Origin of the sequence: Micromonospora sp. NPDC049257, from assembly GCF_040678915.1 — a bacterium.
Classification (GTDB): Bacteria; Actinomycetota; Actinomycetes; order Mycobacteriales; family Micromonosporaceae; genus Micromonospora; species Micromonospora antibiotica.
The window spans coordinates 62,068-81,867 of record NZ_JBFAQU010000018.1 but is presented as its reverse complement, the minus strand read 5'-3'; the positions used below and the strand labels follow the sequence as shown (position 1 = coordinate 81,867).

Sequence of the window (19,800 nt, the reverse complement as noted above, 5' to 3'; positions counted from 1 at the left end):
CAAGGGCCGGCGCGGACCACACGGGCATCCGGGCGCACCCGTGCCGCGCGGCCGATCTCAACCTGTGAGGGAGTCACGCCCCATGAGAATCAGACGGAAACTGTTACTCGCCCTGGCGGCGCCACTGGTGGCCACACTGACGGCCGCCGCCCTGGTGGTACCGACGCTCCAACCGGCGTACGCCGCGTCGTTGGTCGAGGTGACCAACTTCGGCGACAACCCCGGCCGGATGCGGATGCACATCTACGTACCGAACACCCGCCCGACCAACCCGGCGGTCGTGGTCGCCATGCACGGTTGCGGCGGCACCGGCCCCGGTTTCTACTCCAGCAGCGAGTTCGCCTCGCTGGCCGACCGGTACGGCTACATCGTGATCTACCCGTCCGCGACCCAGCAGGCCGGCTTCGGCAACTGCTTCGACACCTGGTCGGACGCCGCGAAGCGCCGGGGCGGTGGCAGTGACCCGGTGTCGATCGTCTCGATGATCAACTATGCCCAGCGGCAGTACGGCGGCGACCCCCGCCGGGTGTTCGCCACCGGCAGTTCCTCCGGCGGCATGATGACCAACCACATGCTGGCGCTCTACCCCGACGTGTTCGCCGCCGGGGCCGCCTTCATGGGGGTGCCCTACAACTGCTTCGCCAACGCCGCCGACTACCCGCCCGGCGCCAGCCAGTGCACCGGCGGGAACATGAACCGCACCCCGCAGCAGTGGGGTGACGCGGTCCGCCAGCAGGCGTACCCCGGTTACTCCGGTCCCCGGCCGAAGGTGCAGCTGTGGCACGGCACCGCCGACACCCTGGTGCCGTACTCGCTGCTCCAGGAGACCATCGAGCAGTGGACCAACGTGTTCGGGCTCAGCCAGACACCCACCTCCACCGACACCCCCCAGGCCAACTGGAACCGCCGCCGCTACGCCGACGCCAGCGGCAACGTCCTCGTCGAGGCGTACAGCGTCCAGGGTGCCGGGCACAGCCTGCCCTCCGGTGGGATGGCCGCCGTCGCCCTCGGGTTCTTCGGCCTGACCAACCCGCCCCCGACCACGCCGCCCCCGACGACCCCGCCTCCTACCACGCCGCCGCCGACCACCCCGCCTCCTACCACGCCGCCCCCGACCACCCCGCCGCCGACGACGACCCCGCCGCCCAGCTCCGGGGCCTGCCGGGTCACCGCCAGCGTCAACGCCTGGAACAGCGGCCTGACCGAGAACCTGACCATCACCAACACCGGTTCCAGCGCCGTCAACGGCTGGTCGCTGGTCTTCACGCTGCCCGGCGGGCAGAGCATCACCTCCGGGTGGAACGCCTCCTACTCCCCCTCGTCCGGCCAGGTGACGGCCCGTAACGCCAGCTACAACGCCGCCATCCCGGCCGGCGGGTCGGTCGACATCGGATTCCAGGCCAACCACACCGGCAACACCGCCAAGCCCACCTCGTTCACCCTCAACGGCGCGGCCTGCACGGTCGCCTGACCCCACCTACGGGTGCGGGGACGGTCCCCGCCCGACCGCACCGCCACCACGACTCTCCCCCGCCCGCCGTCGGGCGGGGGAGAGCGCGACGGCGGAGCGGCAAGCACGGCAGCGGTGCGGCAAGCACGGCAGCGGGTGGGAAGCGCCGAGCGCGGCGGTGGGCGGGTCCGGCGGCGACAAGCACTCCGACATCGACCCCGGCCATTTCGGAAAACGTACGTGGCCGGTGCGGCACCCCCGTCGTAGTACCCTGTCGGCCAGCGTTCCGGCAAGGCGGAAGGACCTCCCGTGGCGGCGTTCTACCTCTCCTCCATCGCCCATCTGCACGGGACGAAAAACCTCGTCCGGGAGCTGGACGAGGTGGGTGCCGACAATCCACGGTTGCTCGACGACGGGCTGGAGTCGTATGGAGTGACGACAATGTCCTCGATCGAGATGGCCGGCGAGGTCGGTGCGCGTGCGCTCGCCGGCGGGCTGGTGCCGGACGCGATCGTCTACGCGACGGAGACCGCCGACGGGGACGGCGTACGCAGGAACAACGTGCGCCTCGCCCGGGCCGTGGACGCACCCGGCGCCGCGACCCAGACCGTCGCCGGTCACGGGTGCGCCAACCTCGGCCTGCTGCTGGGCACGGTGCAGGGGCTGTTCGCGACGACCGACGTCGACACCGTCCTCGTCGTCACCGCGGACCGTGTCGTCGGTCGCGGCCGGATGATGGACGCGGAGCTGTCGGTCCTCAGCGACGGTGCCGCCGCAGCCCTGGTGACCCGGCACCGGCCGGCGGGTGACGGGCTCGTCCTGCTCGTCAACGGCATGGCGCTGCGCAGCGACTGGCGCGGTGACCTCACCGACAACAGCCCCGCCGCGCAGCGCCGCAACGTGCTGCTCGGCCGGTCGGCCGTCAAGGCCGCCCGGGAGGCCACCGGTCGCGGTCCGCGCGACTTCACCCACGCCCTGTTCAACAACTACCGGCTGCCCGCCCAGCGGTTCCTCACCGGCGCGGCCGGCTACTCCTTCGACCAGCTGCTGCCCGGTCGCCTGGCCGCGCACGCCCACGAGTTCGCAGCGGACCTGCTCGTCAACGCCGACCTGCTGGCCGCCGACGGCGTGCTCACCGCCGGCGACCGGTTGGCGCTCGTGGCCACCGGACCGCACTCCTGGGCCGTGATCGACGCCGAGGTCGTCGGCTAGGCCCGGTATCGAAGCAGGTGGTGACTAGACTCGCCGCATGCGGCAGGCGATGAAGGAGCTGACCTTCTCCGAGTGGTACGGCTTGGGCCCGCTGGCGCTTGCCGGCCTGGCGGGCATCCGCGCCATGGTGGCCGACGAGCCCTTCGCCCGCTGGGCATGGACCAGCATCGTCGTCCTCATGCTGATCCTCTGCGCCGGCTACGTCATCTGGACGAGGAAGCAGCGCTCCTGAGACCTGCGCCACGGCCGTTCGTCGACAGCGGCGACAGCGACGCCGGCTGCGCGGCGCACGGCAGCCTGTCGGACCGGGTCGCGACAGCGCGGTGGCGTCCGAGCCGGTTGATGCCGCATTCGACGGTTCCCGCACCTCAGCGGGACCCGTCGGCGGCGACCGAGGCCAACCGCAGGTAGTCCACCTTGCCGTTCTGGTTGAGGGGCATCGCCTCGAGCCACTCGACCCGGGTGGGCGTCATGTACGGCGGCAGCACCCCGCGCAGCTCCGTGGCCACCCGGGCCGGCTCGGTGTCGCCGGTGCAGAACGCCACCAGCGACTCGGCCGGGGCCTGCCCGAGCAGGACGACGGCAGCGTCGATGACGCCGTCCAGCCCGCGCAGCGCCGCCTCGATCTCGCCGAGTTCGACGCGGTAGCCGCGGATCTTGACCTGCCGGTCGAGGCGGCCCAGATGGACCAGGTGACCGTTCTCGACCCGGACCCGGTCACCGGTGCGGTACCAGTGCGCCGGGGTGAGCGGTCCGGTCCCGTCGTAGACCCGCGCACGGGCGTCGCCCCCGGCGTCGAAGCTGAGGAAGCGCGCGGTGTTCTCCTCGGGATCGAGGTAGCCCGCGAACCGCTGGACGCCCCGCACGCACAGCTCGCCGTCGCGCCCGGCCCGGCCGTCGCGGTCGACCAGGATCCAGTCGTGCTCGGGCAGCACCAGCCCGATGGGCACCGTCGCGTTGCTCGTCGTCGGCCAGTCGGTCGGCGACCCGGGTAGCCGGTACTCAGCACAGCTCACGGTGAGTTCGGTAGGACCGTACACGTTCTCGATCACGCTGCGCGGCGCCGCCGCGTGCCACACGGCCGCCTGCTCACGGGTGAACGGCTCCCCGATGAAGATGCTCCAGCCGAGGTCGGGCATGGCGTCGGGGGCGAGCAGCCGCAGCCGGCGCGCGTAGGAGACCTGCGACGGCACCGAGAACCAGTGGGTGATCCGTCGCTCGTTGACGAACGTCGCCGGACGCAGGAGTTCCCTGGCGGTGGCGACCACCAGCGTCGCGCCGCTGCTCCAGGCCGCGAACAGGTCGAACACGGACGGGTCGAAGGTCAGGTCGAAGTTCTGCGTGAGCCGGGAGCCGACGCCGATGTCGTAGCGGCGTACCACGTGCTGCACGTAGGCGGCGGCACTGCGGTGGGCGATCGGCACCCCCTTGGGCACTCCGGTGGAGCCGGAGGTGAACAGGAGGTAGGCGACGTCGTCGCCGGTGACCGTCCGTCCGCCGTCGTCGGGTACGCCGCCGACCACCGGCCGGTCGTCGTCCGGGTGGACCAGACGGACGCCCACGTCGGCCAACGCACCGAGGAGGGCCGGATCGACCTCGTCGACGACGACGGCGGCCAGGCCGGCCCGGCGCGCGATGCCGGCGTTGCGCGTCACGGGAGCGCCGGGGTGCAGGGGCACCACGGTCGCGCCGAGCCGGAGCACCGCCAGATAGGCGAGGTACGAGGTCACGGAGCGGGTCGAGAACAGCCCGACGCGGGTGGCGCCGGGGGCCGTGGCGGCGATCCGCGCCGCGAGGAGGCCCGCGCGTCGCCAGAGTTCCGGGTAGCTCAGGAACTGGTCGCCGACTTCCAGCGCGACCGCCTCCGGATGGTCGGCAACCGATCGCCGCACCAACCCGGCAAGGTCGACGGCGGTCCCCACGCCCATGAACCGACACCCCCACATATAGACCGACATCTACCAGTGCGTCAGGGAAGGTACCCCACGATCCGCCCGCCGCCGACCCCTCCCGGCTGGGCGGACGGCCATCCGACAGTCGTCCACACTATCGACGTTCTTACATATAGATTTAGGTCACGATCCGGTAACGCTGCCCCAACTTGGGAGATTTCATCCACTTGAGAGGGTTGCCGGGGCGTGGAAAATGGTGTCCAGGAAACCGCCTATTCACATTCGGCGTCGAATGCGTGCCAATGTCGGCCTTCGATGCCTGTGTCCTCCCTGTGATCTGTGCCGACGTCTTCCCTGACCGCTGATAAGGAGACATCCGTGGCGATAACCCTCAAGCCACTCCATCCGCTCTTCGTCGCAGAGGTGACCGGCGTCGACCTGACCACGCCCGTACCGGAGGACGTCTTCGCCGAGATCCACGCGGCCTTCGAGCGCTACGCGGTCCTCGTCTTTCCCGACCAACCGGTCACCGACGAGCAGCAGACCAGCTTCAGCCGGCTGTTCGGGCCGCTGGAGACCGCCCCGAACTTCGCCGGCAAGGCGCTGCGGCTGAGCAACGAGTTCACCGACATCTCCAACCTCGACCACGAGGGCAAGCTCCTCGACCCCGAGGACCGCCTCACCCGCTACAACCTGGGCAACCAGATGTGGCACACCGACAGCTCCTTCAAGGCCGTCCGGGCGAAGTGTTCGCTGCTGTCCGCCCGGGAGATCCCCCCCACCGGAGGCGAGACCCAGTACGCGGACATGCGCGCCGCCTACGACGCGCTGCCGCCGGAGCGCAAACGCCAGGTCGAGAACCTCGTCGCCGAACACAGCATCGCCCACTCCCGGGCGAAGTCCGGGTTCGACAGCTTCAACTCCGACATCGCCACCGCGCTGCCACCGGTGCCGCAGCGGGTCGTCGACCACTACCCGGGTTCCGGCCGCAGCAGCCTCTTCCTCGCCTCGCACGCCTCACACATCGTCGGCTGGCCGGTCGAACAGGGGCGGGCCCTGCTCGAAGAGCTGGTCGAGTTCGCCACCCAGGACCGGTTCGTCTACACCCACCACTGGCGCGTCGGCGACCTCACGGTATGGGACAACCGCTGCACCATGCACCGCGGCCGCCCGTACGACCTGCGGCAACGGCGGGTCCTGCACCGTACGACGGTGTCCGACGTCGTCACCAACTACCAGGTGACGATGGCGCACGCGGAGTCGCGCGGATGACCGCCACCCGGCGGCTGGTCATCGTCGGCGGTGGTCACATGGGGCTGGCGATCATCCGCGGGCTGCTTGGCGGACCGGCCGGTCCGGAACTCGTCGTGGTCGAGCGCAGTGCCGCCCGACGCGAACTCCTCGCCGACCTCGACGGACTCACGGTCGTCGCCCACCTGGATCTGGCCGAGGGCGACTTCGTCGTGCTGGCCGTCCCGCCGCAGGTCTTCGCCGAGTTCGCCGACGCCGAACGCCACCGGTTCACCGCGTGGACGCCGGTGCTGTCGGTGATGGCCGGCCTCACCGCCGAGACGATCGCCACGGCGCTGGGCACCACGCAGGTCGTCCGGTCCATCCCCAACACACCGTCCGAGGTGTTCCAGGGGATGTCGGTCTACCACGCCGGCCCGCAGGTGTCGGCGGAGACCACGGCCCAGGCGGAGGCCCTGCTGGGGGTGATCGGCCGGGTGCTGCGGGTCGACCGCGAGGAACTGGTCGACGACGCCACCGCGATCTGCGGCGGCGGACCGGCGTTCGTGAGCTACATCGTCGACGCCTTCTGCCAGTTCGCCGCCGCCCGGGGCTTCAGCGAGGCGGCCGGCCGGGAGATGGCGGTGCAGGTGTTCGGCGGGACCGCGACCCTCATCGCGGAGAGCGGGAAACCGCCGATGCAGCTCTGCCACGAGGTGATGACGCCCAACGGCACCACCGAGCGCGGCATCGCCGCGTTCGACGCCGCCGGGCTGAAGGGCTCCATCCTGACCGCGCTCACCGCCGCCGCGCAGCGCTCACGGGAACTGGCCCGCCCCCACGGGCCCGGATGCGCGGTGGGGTGAGGTGTCCCCCACCTACGACGTGGTGGTCGTCGGGCTCGGGATCATGGGTGCGTCGGCGCTCCACCAGCTCAGCCGGCGGGGAGCGCGGGTGTTGGGCGTCGAGGCCCACGGACCGTTGCACGACCTGGGTTCCTCGCACGGCCAGACCCGCATCTTCCGGCGGGCGTACTGGGAGGGCGAGCAGTACGTCCCGCTGCTGGACAGCTCGTACGAGGGGTGGTGGGAACTCGACGCCGCGACCGACGAGACGATCGCGCTGCGCACCGGCGGCCTGTTCGTCGGCTCCCCCGACTCCAAGCTGGTGCAGGGCTCCCGGGACACCGCGCTCCGGTGCGGGATCAACCACGAGTACCTCGACGCGGGCGAGATCACCAGCCGGTTTCCCGCCTTCCACGTCCAGCCCGACGCGGTCGCCGTCCACGAGCCGGACGCGCTGATGCTCTTCGCCGACAACGCCCGGCTCACCTACCTGACGCGGGCGACCGCCGCCGGCGCCCACCTGGTCCACGGACGTGCCGTGCGCACGCTCTCCCCCGGCTCCGGGGGCACCGTCACGGTCGTCGGCGACGGGTGGGAGGTGAGCTGCGGCGCGGTGGTGCTGACGGTCGGCGGCTGGGTGGGTCGCTTCCTGCCCGGTGAGATCGCCCCCGCCGTCACCCCGATGCGCATTCCCGTCTTCGAGTTCGACGTGGCCGAGGCGCGGGAACGGGACCACCTGCCCGGACGCTTCCCGGTCTTCCTCTACGAGGACGCCGGGGGAGCCCTGGTCTACGGGCTCCCCCGCTGGCGGTCGGTCGACGGCGGGCTGAAGATCGGCTTCCACAACCGGCAACTGTCACCGCAGGACGTCGACGGTGACCGGCGTCCACCCAGCGACGCGGAGCGGCATGAGCTGTGGCGGACGATCAGCCCGGTGCTGCCGGCCGTCCAGCCCACGGGCCGGGGTCGCTCCTGCATCTACACGATGTCGACCGACGAGAGTTTCCTCATCGGCCGCTCCCGGGAACTCGACGGCGTCTGCTACGCCAGCGCCTGCTCCGGCCACGGCTTCAAGTTCGCCCCGGGCATCGGGGAGGTCCTGGCGCAGCTCGCGCTCGACGGACGGTCGACGGTGGACATCTCCGCGTTCAGCCCCGACCGGCTCTGACGCCCCGCCGGGTTGACCCGCGCCGTGCGCCCCGCCCCGACCACCCGCAGTGGTGGCCCGTGCGGGACCGGTCAGACCGCGGCGATGAGGCGTTCGAGGGCGAGTTGCAGGCGCTTCGGGTCCTGGGCGAAGCAGATCCGGAAGTAGCCGTCGAATCCGTCGCCGAACGCGGAGCCGGGCGCGATGCCGACCCCGGCACGGGCGACGAGCTCCTTGGCGTACGCCAGGGAGTTGTCGACACCCTCGATCCGGAAGAACGAGTAGAAGGAGGCCGGGACGTCCGGCGCGAGGATGCGCGGGTGGCCCTGGAAGGCGTCCGCCACGGTCTCCCGGCCCCGCGCGCTGCGCTCCACCATCTCGGCCACGAACGGCTCACCCTCGCGGATCGCCGCGACCCCCGCGTGCTGCACGAAGGTGGCCGACCCGGTGCTGTTGATCGCGCTGAGGTTACCCACCTGGTGGGCCAGGCCGGCGGGGTGCACCAGCCAGCCGAGCCGCCAGCCGGTCATCGACCAGGTCTTGGAGAAGCTCTGCACGACGAAGAGCGCGTCGTTGTCGTCGGCGACCTCCAGCATCGACGGCGTCGCGACGGACCCGTCGAAGACCAGCCGGTTGTACACCTCGTCGGAGATGATCCAGATGCCCTTGCGCCGGGTCAGCTCCAACAGTTCCCGCTGCTGGGCCGAGGTCATCGTCCAGCCGGTCGGGTTGCCGGGTGAGGCCAGGAACACCGCGCGCGTCCGGTCGTCGCAGTTCGCCTCGACCTGGTCGAGATCCAGCGACCACCCGTCCGGGTCGGCTTCGAGGTTGACGAACCGTACGGTCGCGCCCATCGACTCGACGGCGATGACGATGTTCGGCCACACCGGCGCCACGACGACGACGTTGTCCCCCGGCTCCACCAGGCACTGCAACGAGATCATGATGGAGGTCATCCCCGACGAGGTCGCCGACAACCGCTCCAGCTCGACCTCCACCCCGTTGGTACGCCGGTGGTACTCCTGGATCGCCTGCCGCAGTGGTGCGATGCCCCGGCGGTCCGCGTAGCGGGTCTTGCCCTGGGCCATGGCGAGTTCGGCGGCCTGCCGTACGACCAGCGGGGTGGGGAGATCCGACTCACCGAAGCAGAGACTGACGGCGTCGGGATAGTCCTGGCACAGGCGCGCGACGGCCACGATCTCCTGCGTCCGCATGTGCGCGAGGGCGGCGCGGAACGGGGGGACGTCGTTGCGCGGGGCGGTCGGCATGGGTGGTCTCCTTGACGGCTGGGGCGCACGTCCGGCGCGGGGAATGGGCGACGCATCGAAGTCTGGCGTTGTCAGCGCACCCGCGGCAATCGGATCCACGGCCACGGATTGGCCATCTCCCCGACCGGAACCTCGATCACCGTCGGCACCCGCTCCCGGGCGAGGCCCTTCTCGATCTCGGCCCGCAACTCCTGCGGGTCGTGGGCGCGGACACCGACCGCGCCGAACGCCTCCGCGAGCTTGACGAAGTCGGGGTTGTGCAGTTCGGTGCCGATCGTCTGGGTCAGGAACTTGCGCTGGGCGCGCTTCACGTTGGCGTAGGACCCGTCGTCGAAGACGACGGCGACGACCCCGATCCCGTGCTGGACCGCCGTCGCCAGCTCCGCCGCGGTGAACAGGAAACCGCCGTCACCCGAGATGGACAGCACCGCGCGGTCCGGGTAGGCGACCTTGACACCGAGCGCCGCCGCGAACCCGAAACCGAGCGCCCCGACGTACGTCGGCAGCACGTAGGTCGACGGGCGCAGCACCGGGAACATCAGCCGGGCGACGTAACCCACCTGGGTCATCTCGTCGACGAAGAACCCGTCCTCCGGCAACGCGGCACGCATCGCCCGGACGAGGTCGACCTGGGGGGCGAGCTTGTCGAGCTCGGCGTCCACCGCGTGCCGGGCGTCCGCGACCGCGGCCCGCCACTGCGACCGCCGCGCAGGCGGCGGCAGCCCGTCGAGCAGCGCGCGGAGCACCTCGGTGGCGTCCCCCACCAGGGACACCGCCGGCGGGGACACCCGGTGGATCTCCTCCTCGTCGAGGTCGACACGGATGATCCGCAGGCCCTCGGTGCCCCACTCGACCTGGGGCCGCAGCAGCCGGGTCCCGACAGCCAGGACGACGTCGGCGTGCGGCCACAACCGGTGTGCGACGGGCAACGACACCGACAGCTCATGGTCGTCCCGCAGCACCCCGCGCCCGCCCAGCTCCGTCGTGACGGGCGCCTGGAGCAGCTCGGCGAGCCGGGCGACCTCCGCCGTCGCGCCGCGCGCCCCGCTGCCGACGAAGATGACGGGCGTGCGGGCGGCGGCCAGCTCCGCGCGGGCCGCCTCGACGGCGCGCGGGTCCGGCGGCGCGGGGGGCGGCGACGCCGGCCACGGTGGGGCGGCGGTGACCTCCGCGGCCAGCACGTCGGTCGGGATCTCGATCGCGACGGGCCGGGGGCGGTGGTGACCCAGCCGGTGGAACGCCTCACCGAGCACGCGGGTGATCGAGGCGGGCTCCTCGACCCGGGCCGCCCACCCCGTCAGCGACCGGAGCACGCCCAACTGGTCGGGGATCTCGTGCGGGACACCCAGGTTCCGCCCGAGCACCGGGGTGGGGATCTGGGTGGCGACGCACAGCACCCGGGCGTCGCCCGCGTAGGCGGTGGCCAGCCCGGTCAACGAGTTGAGCACGCCCGGCCCGGAGATGACGAGGTACACGCCGACCCGGCGGCTGGCCCGGGCGTACCCGTAGGCCATCAGCGCGGCGGCCTGCTCGTGCCGGGTGTGCACCACCCGGATCGTCGTGTCGGCGAGCGCCGCGAAGATGGCGTCGTGCTGCTCACCCGGCACGGTGAAGACGACCTCCACCCCTTCCTCGACGAGTTTCGCGACGAGGTGCTCTCCGACGTTCATGCGGCCTCACCAATCGCTCTCGGCACCGACGGATCTCGGACTTCCCGGCCGGTTGCCGGCGGCGACGGTGTCCACCGCCCGGCCGCGACACCCGGCCGCACCGGCCCGGTCGCCGTCCGGCGCACACCTGTGGACCCGGCACGCCGACGCGTCCCGCACCACGGACTGCCACAATTCGCCGGAATGGACGTGATCGGTACGAAGGGTGGCGACAGTTCCAGCGGGTCGGCCTTTCAGGAGGATTCGTCGCGCAGAAGTGGCACTCAGGGTGGTGTTCGGTGAGGCGAAGTCGGTGCCGTGGTGCGTCATGTCCGTTGCTGCGCTGCTCATTGCGGTGTCGTCCGACAGATCAGAGAACACCGCCGTCAAATGCTAAACGTCAATAACCTGGGCCGCAACCAGCACGGCGTCGATCAATGTCGCCCGTAGCGTGTATGTTGCCGCCATGACGCCCGCTTCCCCGGCTGATTCCGGTCGACTCCTGCCGCTGCCCCGCAGCTTCCACCGGGTCCTGGTGATCGCCGCCCACCCGGACGACGCCGAATTCGCCTTCGGCGCCACCGTCGCCCGCCTCACCGGCGAGGGCGCGCAGGTGACCTATCTGGTCGTCACCGACGGCGCGCAGGGTGGCGAGGATCCGACCGTGCCGGCCCCCGAGCTGACCGCCACCCGGTATGCCGAGCAGCGCGACGCGGCCCGGATGCTCGGCGTCACCGACGTGGTCTTCCTGGGGCTGCCCGACGGCCTGCTCACGGACACCCCCGCGCTCAGACTCGCCCTGACCCGCCAGATCCGGCGGCACCGGCCGGAACTCGTCCTCACCCACCAACCGCTGCGGTCGCTGCAGTTCCCGATCGGTGCGTCCCACCCCGACCACCTCGCCGTCGGGCAGGCCGCGCTGAACGCCGTCTACCCCGACGCCCGCAACCCCCGGGCCTTCCCCGAGCTGCTGGCCGAGGGTCTGCCCGCACACCGGGTGGCCGAGGTCTGGGTGCCGGGGCACGAGCACACCGACCTGCTCGTCGACGTCGGGGAGACCGCCGAGCTGAAGGTGTCGGCCATCCTCGCCCACCGCAGCCAGTTCCGCAGCTCACCGGATCCCCGCGCCGACGTCCAGTGGGTGGTGGACCGGATGCGCGGCAACGGCACGGCCATCGGCTGCGAGTACGCCGAGGCGTACAAACGCATCGTCACGGACGCGGCCGGCGCGGCCGGTCCGACCCCGACGGCCCGGCGGCCCACCACCGAGGTCCCGACCCGCACGCCGTGAACCGACCTCCCGGCCGCGCCGCCCGACGAACCCGGCCGGGGCCGGCGGGTGGACGGTGGGGACCCACCGTCCACCCGATACCGCCCCGGCGGCGGACCCGGACGGTCAGGCCGGGTTGCTCAGCTCGTACAGCCGGGCGGCGAGATCGAACTGGGCCTGGGTGTCGATGTCGATCGTCAGGTTCGTCGCCTGGTGCCAGATCGGGCGGGCACCGACCAACCCGATGGTCGTCGCCACGTGCCGGGTCATGATCGAGCAGGAGAACCCGAGCTGGTAATAGGTCGGCAGCTCCTGCGAGGGGCGGTGCCAGGGGCCGAACCCGAACCCCATCGGGTTGAAGTTCGGGTCGAGGAGGTACTCCTTCATCGGGTACACCACCACGATCGAGTCCGCAGCGGCCGTGTCGCGGGCCCGCCAGGTACGCACCACCTCCCCGTGTTCGTCGAAGAACGGGTCGGTGGCGTGGCACCACATCACGTCGTCGTCGCCGGGCAACTGCTTGCAGACCTCGTTGACCACGGACTGGAACGGGTACGAGTTCTCCGTGAGGTGCCGGGGCCGGGGCAGATAGGTGGCGCCGTACCGGTCGGCCAACTCCCGGGTCGACGCGTCCTCGGAGGACAGGCAGACGTCGCCCGGATCGTCGGCCAGCCGGGCGAGTTTCTCGACGAGAATGTCGAGCAACGACTTCCCCCCGGCGAACGGGCGGTAGTTCTTGTCGGGCACCCTCGTCGACGAACGCTTGGCGGGGATGACGAACTTCATGACGGTCTCCTGTCTCCAGCCGGATGGGTCGTCGCCGGCCGACGGGCCACGGGGACTCGGCGGGCCGGCGACGCGGCCGACCCCCACCCGGTCACCTAGACGGCCAGGTGGCCGACGGTCTCGACGAGTTCACCGAACCGGGCGAGTTCCGCCGCGTCGAGCGTGGAGAAGTACGGGACCATGATCGCCGCGGTCAACCGTTCGGCTTCCAGCCGCTGCTCGCGTACCTCGGCCGGGTCCCGGAACGGCCCCCGGTAGCCCATCCGCTCGGCGTAGGCGGGCCCGGTGCGGGGCGGCGGATGGGGGGCGGCGAGGATCGCGTCGAGCGGCGTGAGGCCACAGGCCAGGATCGCGGCGATGTGGGCGGCGCCGCGCAGTTCGCGGATCAGGTGGATCGTCAACGCGGCCCGGCCGGGCAACGCCACCGGGGGCGGGAGTCCCCGCCAGCCGGTGAAGAGGGCGCCCACCGCCGCAGGTGCCGCATCGACGACGCGGCGGCCCAGGGTGTCGATGACGCCGAGCGTGTCGGGGTCGACGTCCGCGAAGACCCGCTCGCCCCAGCCGGTGATCCGGTCCCGGTAGTGCAGCGCCACGTCGTGGTGGGTCAGGCCCGCCGGCACCGCGAGCCACGCCCGGCGCACCTCCTCGACCGGCTCGAACGCGATCGCCGCCGCCGCCACCTCGACCGGGCAACTGCCGAGCACGCCGGCCCGACCGACGATCCAGAACTGAACCCCGGTCGCGAATCCCAGCTCCACCCCGTACGCGTTGGTGGACTTCGCCATGATCCAGCTGCGACTCAACTGCTGCACCGGCTCACACACCCGGTCGATGGTCTCCGCAGCCGTGGCTGTCGCCATCTGTCCTCCCTCCCTGGCCACCCGCCTGGCAGGGGCGGGGATGACGTACCGCGTCGGCTCTGCCGCGTGGACGGACGACCGCCGACGCGCCCGGGGTGCGGCAGCGCGGGTCGCGACGCCGGGAAGGCCCGCCGATCCCGCCGGCCCGGTCAGCCGGGCGAGAGCCACGACGTCAGGACGTCGGCGAGCCGTCGCAGGTCCGGGATGTCGATCCGCTCGGTGGCCTGATGAGCGTCCTCGATGGATCCAGGGCCGAAGACTACCAATTCCTCGGCCAGACCGGAGTACCGCAACGCGTTGGCACCGAAGGGTGCGACCGTGGGCCGGGTGCCGCAGGTCCGCGCCAGGAACTGCACGAGTCCGCTGTCGGGCCGCTGGTAGAACGCGGGCGAGGCGGGCCTGCCGTCGGGCGTACGCGGCAGCAGCGAGACCACGTCGCAGGGCACGGGGCAGGCGGCCCGGGCGATGGCGGTCAACTCGGCCAGCACCTCGACCGGGTCCTCGCTGGGGACGATGCGCCGGCCCACGGTGATCGAGCAGCGGTCGGGGATCACGTTGCTGCCGGAGCCGCCCGTGATCTGGGTGACCGACAGCGTGCCGCCGCCCAGCTCGGTGCGCCCCGGGGTCGCGCTCAGCCGCTCGTGGGCGGCGGCGAAGGCGGCGAGCACCGGCACCATCGCGTCGATGGCGTTCACCCCGAGGTCGGGTCGCGCCGAGTGCGCCGCCACCCCGTGCGTCGTCACCTCGATCAGGACGAGCCCCTTCAGCCCGTGCACGGGCCGGAACTCGGTCGGCTCGGCCACCAGGAGCTGATCGATCCGCAGGCCCTGCTGTCTCGCCCAGGGGGCGAACCGGGTCGCCCCGAGCAGGCCGCCGGCCTCCTCGCCGATCGAGCCGACCAGTAGCAGGGTGGGGTCGGGGCGGCGGCCGTCGCGGTGCATCGCGGCGAGCAGCGCGAGGACCACCCCCATGGTCGCCTTGGTGTCCAAGGCACCACGACCCCAGACGGCGTCGTGCTCGATGCGTCCGTCGAAGGGCGGGTCGGTCATGTGCTCGACGGCGACGGTGTCGGTGTGCACGTCCAGCACCACGAGCCGGTCGGACCGGCCCGGAAAGCGGCCGTAGACGTTGGGTCGGTCCGGCCGGACCTCGTCCAGCACGACCTCGGCGGCACCGCAGCGGTCGAAGCGGTCCGCGAGGTGCCGGGCGATCGCCCCCTCACCGACCGGACCGTGCTCCTCGGCTCTCGGCCCGGTGTGCAGCGGGTTGACGCTGGGGATGCGGACGAGCTCGGCGACCGCCTCCGCCAGCACCCGGCCGTCGAGATCCATTGCAAGATTATCGATGCGTGACCCCGGGATGACAATCTCCGCCATCGATGCCTGGCGCGGTCACCCGCCCGGCACCGGATCGGCGTCCGCGCTGTCGAGCAGCTGCCGCAGGCTGCCGTCGACGAAGAACTCCCCCAGGTCGACCGGGACACCGAGGGCGTTCATCCGGGTCACGATCTCCACCGCCAGCTGGGAGGTGCCGCCCGACTCCAGGAACGGCACGTCGGGGTCGACGGTGTCGAGGTCCAGGACCGACTTCCAGGTCTCGACGATCCGGGCGCGGACGTCGTCGCCGTCCGTCCGTTGGCGGGTGACCGTGCCGCCGCCCTCCAGCGCGGACCGGACGGTACGCCGGTCGGCCTTGCCCGGCCCGAGCGTCGCGATCGCGGGCACGATCTCGATCCGGTGCGGCACGCAGTGCACCGGGGCGTGCCGGCGCACGTGGTCCACGAGGTCGACCGCGCTCGCCGTCGCCCCCGGCCGCAGGACGACGTGCGCGCCGGCGACCGCGCCCAGGGCCGGGTCGGGCAGGCCGACGACGCACGCGTCGAGGACGTCCGGATGGGCGACGAGGATCTGCTCGACCTGCAACGGGAAGACGTTCTCGCCGCCACAGACGAACATGTCGTCGATGCGGCCGACGAAGAAGTACCAGCCGTCGACCACCCGGAAGATGTCCTTGGTCCGCAGCCAGCCGTCGAGGTAGCGCTCGCGCGTCGTCACCGGGTCGAGGATGGTGCCCTCGGAGATGAGGTCGCTGCGCAGCCACAGCTCACCCTCGGCGCTGTCGCGGCCGGCGTCGTCCAGGACCCGGGCGGTGACCCCCACCCAGGGCCGCCCGCAGCTCTCCAGCGGCTGCTGCTCCCCCGGCGGTTGCCCGAGGCACGGCGCGCACTCGGTGAGCGCGTAGACGTTGAGGATCTCGGTGCTGCCGAAGGCCGACCGCAGGCGCTGGAGCAGCTCGGGGGTGGACGGGCCGCTGGCCACCCGGACCGAGCGCAGGTGGCGCAGGTCGAGGTCGCGTAGCAGGGCCGTCTCCCGCAGCAGCACGGCCGCCTGCGAGGGGGTGAACAACACGGTCGAGCAGCGGTGGCGGGCCAGCTGGCGCAGCACGTGCGCCGGGTGGAAGGCACCGGCGAGCACCCCCGTCCAGCCCCGCAGCAGACCGAGCATGACGCCCGCGTTCATGCCTCCCGTGTGGTAGAGCGACGTGGCCACCAGATAGCGCGTCGGCGTGCCGGGCTCCCCCGGCGACGAGGCGGTGTAGGCGCCGCTGCGGTAGCGGGACAGCAGGTGGAAGTGCTCGTGGGTCTTGATGATCATCTTTGGTCGTCCGGTGCTGCCCGACGTCGAGAAGGCGACCGCCGGATGCCGGGGCGGCACGTGCTCCGGCAGCGCGACCCGCTCGGCACGCAGGAGTTCCGCGAACGGTCGCCCCCAACGCCCGCTGACCGTGAACCGGTGCGGCACGGCGGAGTCGGCGACGGCGTCGTCCACCCCCGATCCGACGCCCTCGACGATCGCCGCCACGCACCCCACGTCCGCGAGGTACGCCTCAGCCGTCGGCCCCGGCAGCCCCGGGTCGCACAGCACGGCGGTCAGGCCGGCCCGGATGGTGCCGTAGACCGCCTGGAGCAGCCCCGGTCCCGGCTGGGTCGAGATCAGCACCCGGTCGGCCGGCGCGAGTCCGAGCGCGGACAGCCCTGCCGCGACCCGGTGCACGGCCTCGTCGAACTCGGCGTAGGTCACCCGGGTCTCGGTGCCGTCGGACTCGGCGATGAAGGCGATCCGATCCGGAGTCGCCACCACGTGCTCACGAAACAGCAGTGCCCCGTTTGTCTGCATCGGACCTCCACAACCATGGACGTCAATGTTCGGACAGAAAGTTACACGACCATTCGGCGGCGGTGGGCCGGCCACCCGGCGCGGCGGGCACCCCGGCACCGTCCATGTCGGATTCCAGATACTTGTGATCTTGGATGGAGCGTGAAACCTTCTGTGCCATTACCTGGGACGCGACCTGTCGCAGCCGGCCCGTCCCGGGCGGGTCGACCCGACCGGGCCAGGGCGCGACGCAGCACCGAATTGTGGATACGACCAGGCTCCTGCGACGCCTCGACACCGACGGGACGCCGGACCCGGCGGGCGACCAGCCGAACCCGGGTGCAGCCATCTCCGTACCGCCCGTCCCCATCCGAAACCCTTCACAGAGAGAGTCCCGACACGTGGATACCGCCCCGTGGGTTGACTTCATGGAACGATGGAACGAGGGACGCGTGAGCGCGGCGGAGCTCACCGACTGGCAGACGACGGCGCTGCGGACGGTGCTCGGCCACGTTCACGACAGATCGCCCTTCTACCGACGGCACCTGGCGGGTGCGAACCTCGACATCGAGGAGCTCGCGGACCTGGCGCACCTGCCCTACACGACCAAGGACGACCTCCGCGAGGCCATGCACGACATGCTCAGCGGGCCGGTCGGCGACGCGCAGTTCTACTTCGAGACCACGGGGACGACCGGCCGACCCACCCCGTGCCCCCGGGCGGCGATCGACTTCGACCTCAACGTGCTGCCGCTGGCGCACGCGCTCGACCGCATCGTGCACAAGCACTTCCCGGACGGCGGCGAGCGCCCCATCCTGGCCGTGGTGGCCCCCAACGACGTCCACGCGGCCTGCCTGAGCCTGTCCTTCGCCGCCAAGCAGATCGGCATCGCCAAGCTGGACCTGTTTCCGATCACCCCGACCCTCGGGTTCGCCCGGTTCTTCGAGGTGCTCGTCGAGCTGCGGGTCAACATGATCCTCTGCTCGCCGGGGCTGCTGATGGCGCTGGCCGAGATGAGTTCCTCCTACGGTGTGGAGGTGCCGGACGACCTGGCGGTCAAGGTGCTGCTCACCACCGGCGAGATGTGCTCGGACGGCATGGGCCGGCTACTCGCCCAGACGTGGAACGCCGAGACCTACAACTTCATGTACGGCTCCCAGGAGGCGGGGTGTCCGGCGGTGACCCGCCCGGACGGCACGGTGGTGGCGATCGAGCCCACCTACCTGCTGGAGGTGCTGGACCTGGAGACCGAGCAGACGCTGGGGCTGGAGGGCTACGGCGAACTCTGCCTCACCACCCTGGTGCCCGGCCTCAAGCCCCTCATCCGCTACCGGACCGGCGACCTGGTCTCGATCGTGCCGGACGACTCCGGCCGGCGGACCGTCAAGGTGCTCGGCCGGGTCAAGGACATGACCGAACTCGGTGGCCGCAGGCGCAGCGCCGCCGAGATCGACGACACCATCCTGGCCGATCCCGAGCTCAAGTACGGGTACGAGCTGGAGGTCGACTCGGTCGACGGCCAGGACCGGGTGCAGGTCCGGATCAAGGCCAAGGAGGGCGCCGACCACGACCACCTCAAGACGCTCGTCGCGGACCGGGTCACCGCCGCGTTCGGCGTCCCCACCGAGGTCACCATCCATCCGTTGCTGGATCTGAAGAGCGCCACCGGTGGCTGGGTGAGCTGGAAGACCGCCCGGATCAAGGACCGTCGGGTGCCGCAGTCCGACGACATCGAGTCCCGCTCCGCAGCCGATCTGGCGCGGGCCGTCGAGCGGGCGATCTGAGATGACCGACCATGTGCTGACCGGTGCGACCGGGTTCGTCGGCAGCCACCTGCTGACCGACCTCCTCCTGGACGACACCGCCGGTAACGTGTCCGCGCTGGCCCGGGGGACCTCGCGGCAACCGGCGAGCGACCGGGTCCACGCGGCGTTGGACGAGGCGGGGGGTGACCTTCCGCCGGCCCGCCGCCGGATGACCGTGGTGGAGTCGGAACTGACCGAACCGCGCTGCGGGGTCGCCCCCGACGCCGTCCGGCGCGGTGCCGGGCCGCTGGTCTTCTGGCACCTCGCGGCGTCGTTGCAGTGGCGGCGGGGACAGCGCGAACAGGTGTTCCGCACCAACGTCGAGGGCACCCGGCACGCGTTGGAGCTGGCGACGGAGCTCGGTGCCGACCTGTTCGTCTACGTGTCGACGGCGTTCACCTGCGGCACGCTGCACGGCGAGGTGCCCGAGGCGCTGCACCGGCCGCCCCGGTTCAGCAACGTCTACGAGGAGAGCAAGTGCGCGGCCGAGCACCTGGTGGCCGGCTTCGACGGGCCACGGCGGCTGATCCTGCGTCCCTCGATCATCACCGGCACCTCGCACGACTACCGGCCCAGCGGCAGTTACACGGGCCTCTACGGCTTCCTCAGCGAACTGCGCAAGTTCCGGGAGATGCTCGGCGATTCCGACGAGTCGGTCCGCTTCACCGCCGACCGCAGCACCCGGCTGTCCTTCATTCCGGTGGATCACGTCGTGGCGGACCTGCGGGCGATCGTGGCGGCCGAGATGGCGTCGCCGCGGCAGGACATCTACCACGTCAGCGGGCGTTCCGAGGCCGCTACCGGCGACATCCTCGACTACATGCTGAAACTGCTCGGGTTGGAGGACCGCCTGTTCGTCATCAACGAGAGCTTCGACGACCCCTCCACCCTGGAGCGCTTCTTCGCCAAGCGGATCGACTTCTTCTCCGAGTACCTGCGCAGGGAAAAGCGGTTCGTCCGTACCGCCGCACCGGAGCGCGCCGTTCCGCTCGCGGAACTCGTGAGGTTCATCGATGCCGAGAATGCGCTCTGACCGAACGGGCACCGCCACTCGCGGCGGGCCCGGTCCGGACGGTGTGCCGTCGCCCCGGGGGGCGGGTGCCGGTTCCCCGGCCACGTTGGACCCGGTCGGGAATCCGTCGGGGGGGGGGCGGGCGGGGGGGGGGCCCCCCCCCCCCCCCCCCCCCCCCCCCCCGGGGGGGGGCAAAAATGGGGGCAGTATAATTGTTGG

16 protein-coding genes are annotated in these 19,800 nt (G+C 71.5%); 9 read left to right on the top strand and 7 right to left on the bottom strand.

Going from position 1 to position 19,800, the window contains the following annotated elements; all coding sequences use genetic code 11:
- The first annotated feature begins 82 nt into the window (after window positions 1-82).
- From AB0K25_RS23430 to AB0K25_RS23420, 3 genes are all read left to right on the top strand, one after another.
- Complete coding sequence (locus tag AB0K25_RS23430; RefSeq protein ID WP_219464194.1) at window positions 83-1,471, top strand: PHB depolymerase family esterase; 1,389 nt, start codon at window positions 83-85, stop codon at window positions 1,469-1,471.
- A gap of 288 nt (window positions 1,472-1,759) precedes the next feature.
- A complete protein-coding gene (locus AB0K25_RS23425) occupies window positions 1,760-2,662 on the top strand; it encodes a hypothetical protein (RefSeq protein WP_363822646.1) in 903 nt (300 codons plus the stop codon).
- 37 nt (window positions 2,663-2,699) lie between these two features.
- Window positions 2,700-2,894 (top strand): hypothetical protein, encoded by a 195-nt coding sequence (locus AB0K25_RS23420; RefSeq protein WP_357535597.1) that lies wholly within the window; start codon window positions 2,700-2,702, stop codon window positions 2,892-2,894.
- A 136-nt stretch (window positions 2,895-3,030) separates the two neighbouring features.
- On the opposite strand, the gene AB0K25_RS23415 is transcribed toward AB0K25_RS23420, so the two are convergent.
- A complete protein-coding gene (locus AB0K25_RS23415; protein WP_219464197.1) occupies window positions 3,031-4,590 on the bottom strand; it encodes an AMP-binding protein in 1,560 nt (519 codons plus the stop codon).
- A gap of 342 nt (window positions 4,591-4,932) precedes the next feature.
- On the opposite strand from AB0K25_RS23415, the gene AB0K25_RS23410 reads away from it, so the two are divergent.
- Genes AB0K25_RS23410 through solA form a run of 3 tightly spaced genes read left to right on the top strand, consistent with a single transcriptional unit; the run spans window position 4,933 to window position 7,797 of the window.
- Window positions 4,933-5,826, top strand: coding sequence for a TauD/TfdA family dioxygenase (locus AB0K25_RS23410; protein ID WP_219464198.1), 894 nt, complete (start codon window positions 4,933-4,935; stop codon window positions 5,824-5,826).
- Entirely contained in the window at window positions 5,823-6,650 is an 828-nt protein-coding gene (gene proC / locus AB0K25_RS23405) for a pyrroline-5-carboxylate reductase (protein WP_219464199.1), read from the top strand. The genes AB0K25_RS23410 and proC overlap by 4 nt, the downstream gene beginning before the upstream one ends.
- A gap of 1 nt (window position 6,651) precedes the next feature.
- Window positions 6,652-7,797, top strand: a complete 1,146-nt coding sequence (gene solA, locus AB0K25_RS23400; protein WP_363822642.1) for an N-methyl-L-tryptophan oxidase — start codon at window positions 6,652-6,654, stop codon at window positions 7,795-7,797.
- Between the two features lie 71 nt (window positions 7,798-7,868).
- Here solA and AB0K25_RS23395 read toward each other — a convergent pair whose 3' ends face one another.
- The gene (locus AB0K25_RS23395) at window positions 7,869-9,044 is read right to left on the bottom strand and encodes a pyridoxal phosphate-dependent aminotransferase (protein WP_208568855.1); all 1,176 of its coding nucleotides are present in this window, start codon (window positions 9,042-9,044) and stop codon (window positions 7,869-7,871) included.
- Between the two features lie 71 nt (window positions 9,045-9,115).
- On the bottom strand, window positions 9,116-10,714 hold the full coding sequence (locus tag AB0K25_RS23390; protein WP_357535602.1) for a thiamine pyrophosphate-dependent enzyme: 1,599 nt from the start codon (window positions 10,712-10,714) through the stop codon (window positions 9,116-9,118).
- 445 nt (window positions 10,715-11,159) lie between these two features.
- Here AB0K25_RS23390 and AB0K25_RS23385 point away from each other — a divergent pair, with 445 nt between their 5' ends.
- Window positions 11,160-11,984, top strand: coding sequence for a PIG-L deacetylase family protein (locus tag AB0K25_RS23385; protein WP_219464204.1), 825 nt, complete (start codon window positions 11,160-11,162; stop codon window positions 11,982-11,984).
- 105 nt (window positions 11,985-12,089) lie between these two features.
- On the opposite strand, the gene AB0K25_RS23380 is transcribed toward AB0K25_RS23385, so the two are convergent.
- The 4 genes from AB0K25_RS23380 to AB0K25_RS23365 all read right to left on the bottom strand — a co-directional run bounded on the left by AB0K25_RS23380 (window position 12,090) and on the right by AB0K25_RS23365 (window position 16,785).
- A complete protein-coding gene (locus AB0K25_RS23380; RefSeq protein WP_219464205.1) occupies window positions 12,090-12,749 on the bottom strand; it encodes a hypothetical protein in 660 nt (219 codons plus the stop codon).
- Between the two features lie 95 nt (window positions 12,750-12,844).
- Window positions 12,845-13,609, bottom strand: a complete 765-nt coding sequence (locus AB0K25_RS23375) for a hypothetical protein (RefSeq protein ID WP_219464206.1) — start codon at window positions 13,607-13,609, stop codon at window positions 12,845-12,847.
- A gap of 149 nt (window positions 13,610-13,758) precedes the next feature.
- Window positions 13,759-14,940 (bottom strand): M20/M25/M40 family metallo-hydrolase, encoded by a 1,182-nt coding sequence (locus AB0K25_RS23370; protein ID WP_363822637.1) that lies wholly within the window; start codon window positions 14,938-14,940, stop codon window positions 13,759-13,761.
- A gap of 60 nt (window positions 14,941-15,000) precedes the next feature.
- Complete coding sequence (locus AB0K25_RS23365) at window positions 15,001-16,785, bottom strand: AMP-binding protein (RefSeq protein WP_219464208.1); 1,785 nt, start codon at window positions 16,783-16,785, stop codon at window positions 15,001-15,003.
- 431 nt (window positions 16,786-17,216) lie between these two features.
- On the opposite strand from AB0K25_RS23365, the gene AB0K25_RS23360 reads away from it, so the two are divergent.
- Both AB0K25_RS23360 and AB0K25_RS23355 read left to right on the top strand, forming a co-directional pair.
- The gene (locus AB0K25_RS23360; protein ID WP_219464209.1) at window positions 17,217-18,548 is read left to right on the top strand and encodes a hypothetical protein; all 1,332 of its coding nucleotides are present in this window, start codon (window positions 17,217-17,219) and stop codon (window positions 18,546-18,548) included.
- Between the two features lies 1 nt (window position 18,549).
- On the top strand, window positions 18,550-19,602 hold the full coding sequence (locus tag AB0K25_RS23355) for an SDR family oxidoreductase (protein ID WP_219464210.1): 1,053 nt from the start codon (window positions 18,550-18,552) through the stop codon (window positions 19,600-19,602).
- The last annotated feature ends 198 nt before the right edge of the window (window positions 19,603-19,800 follow it).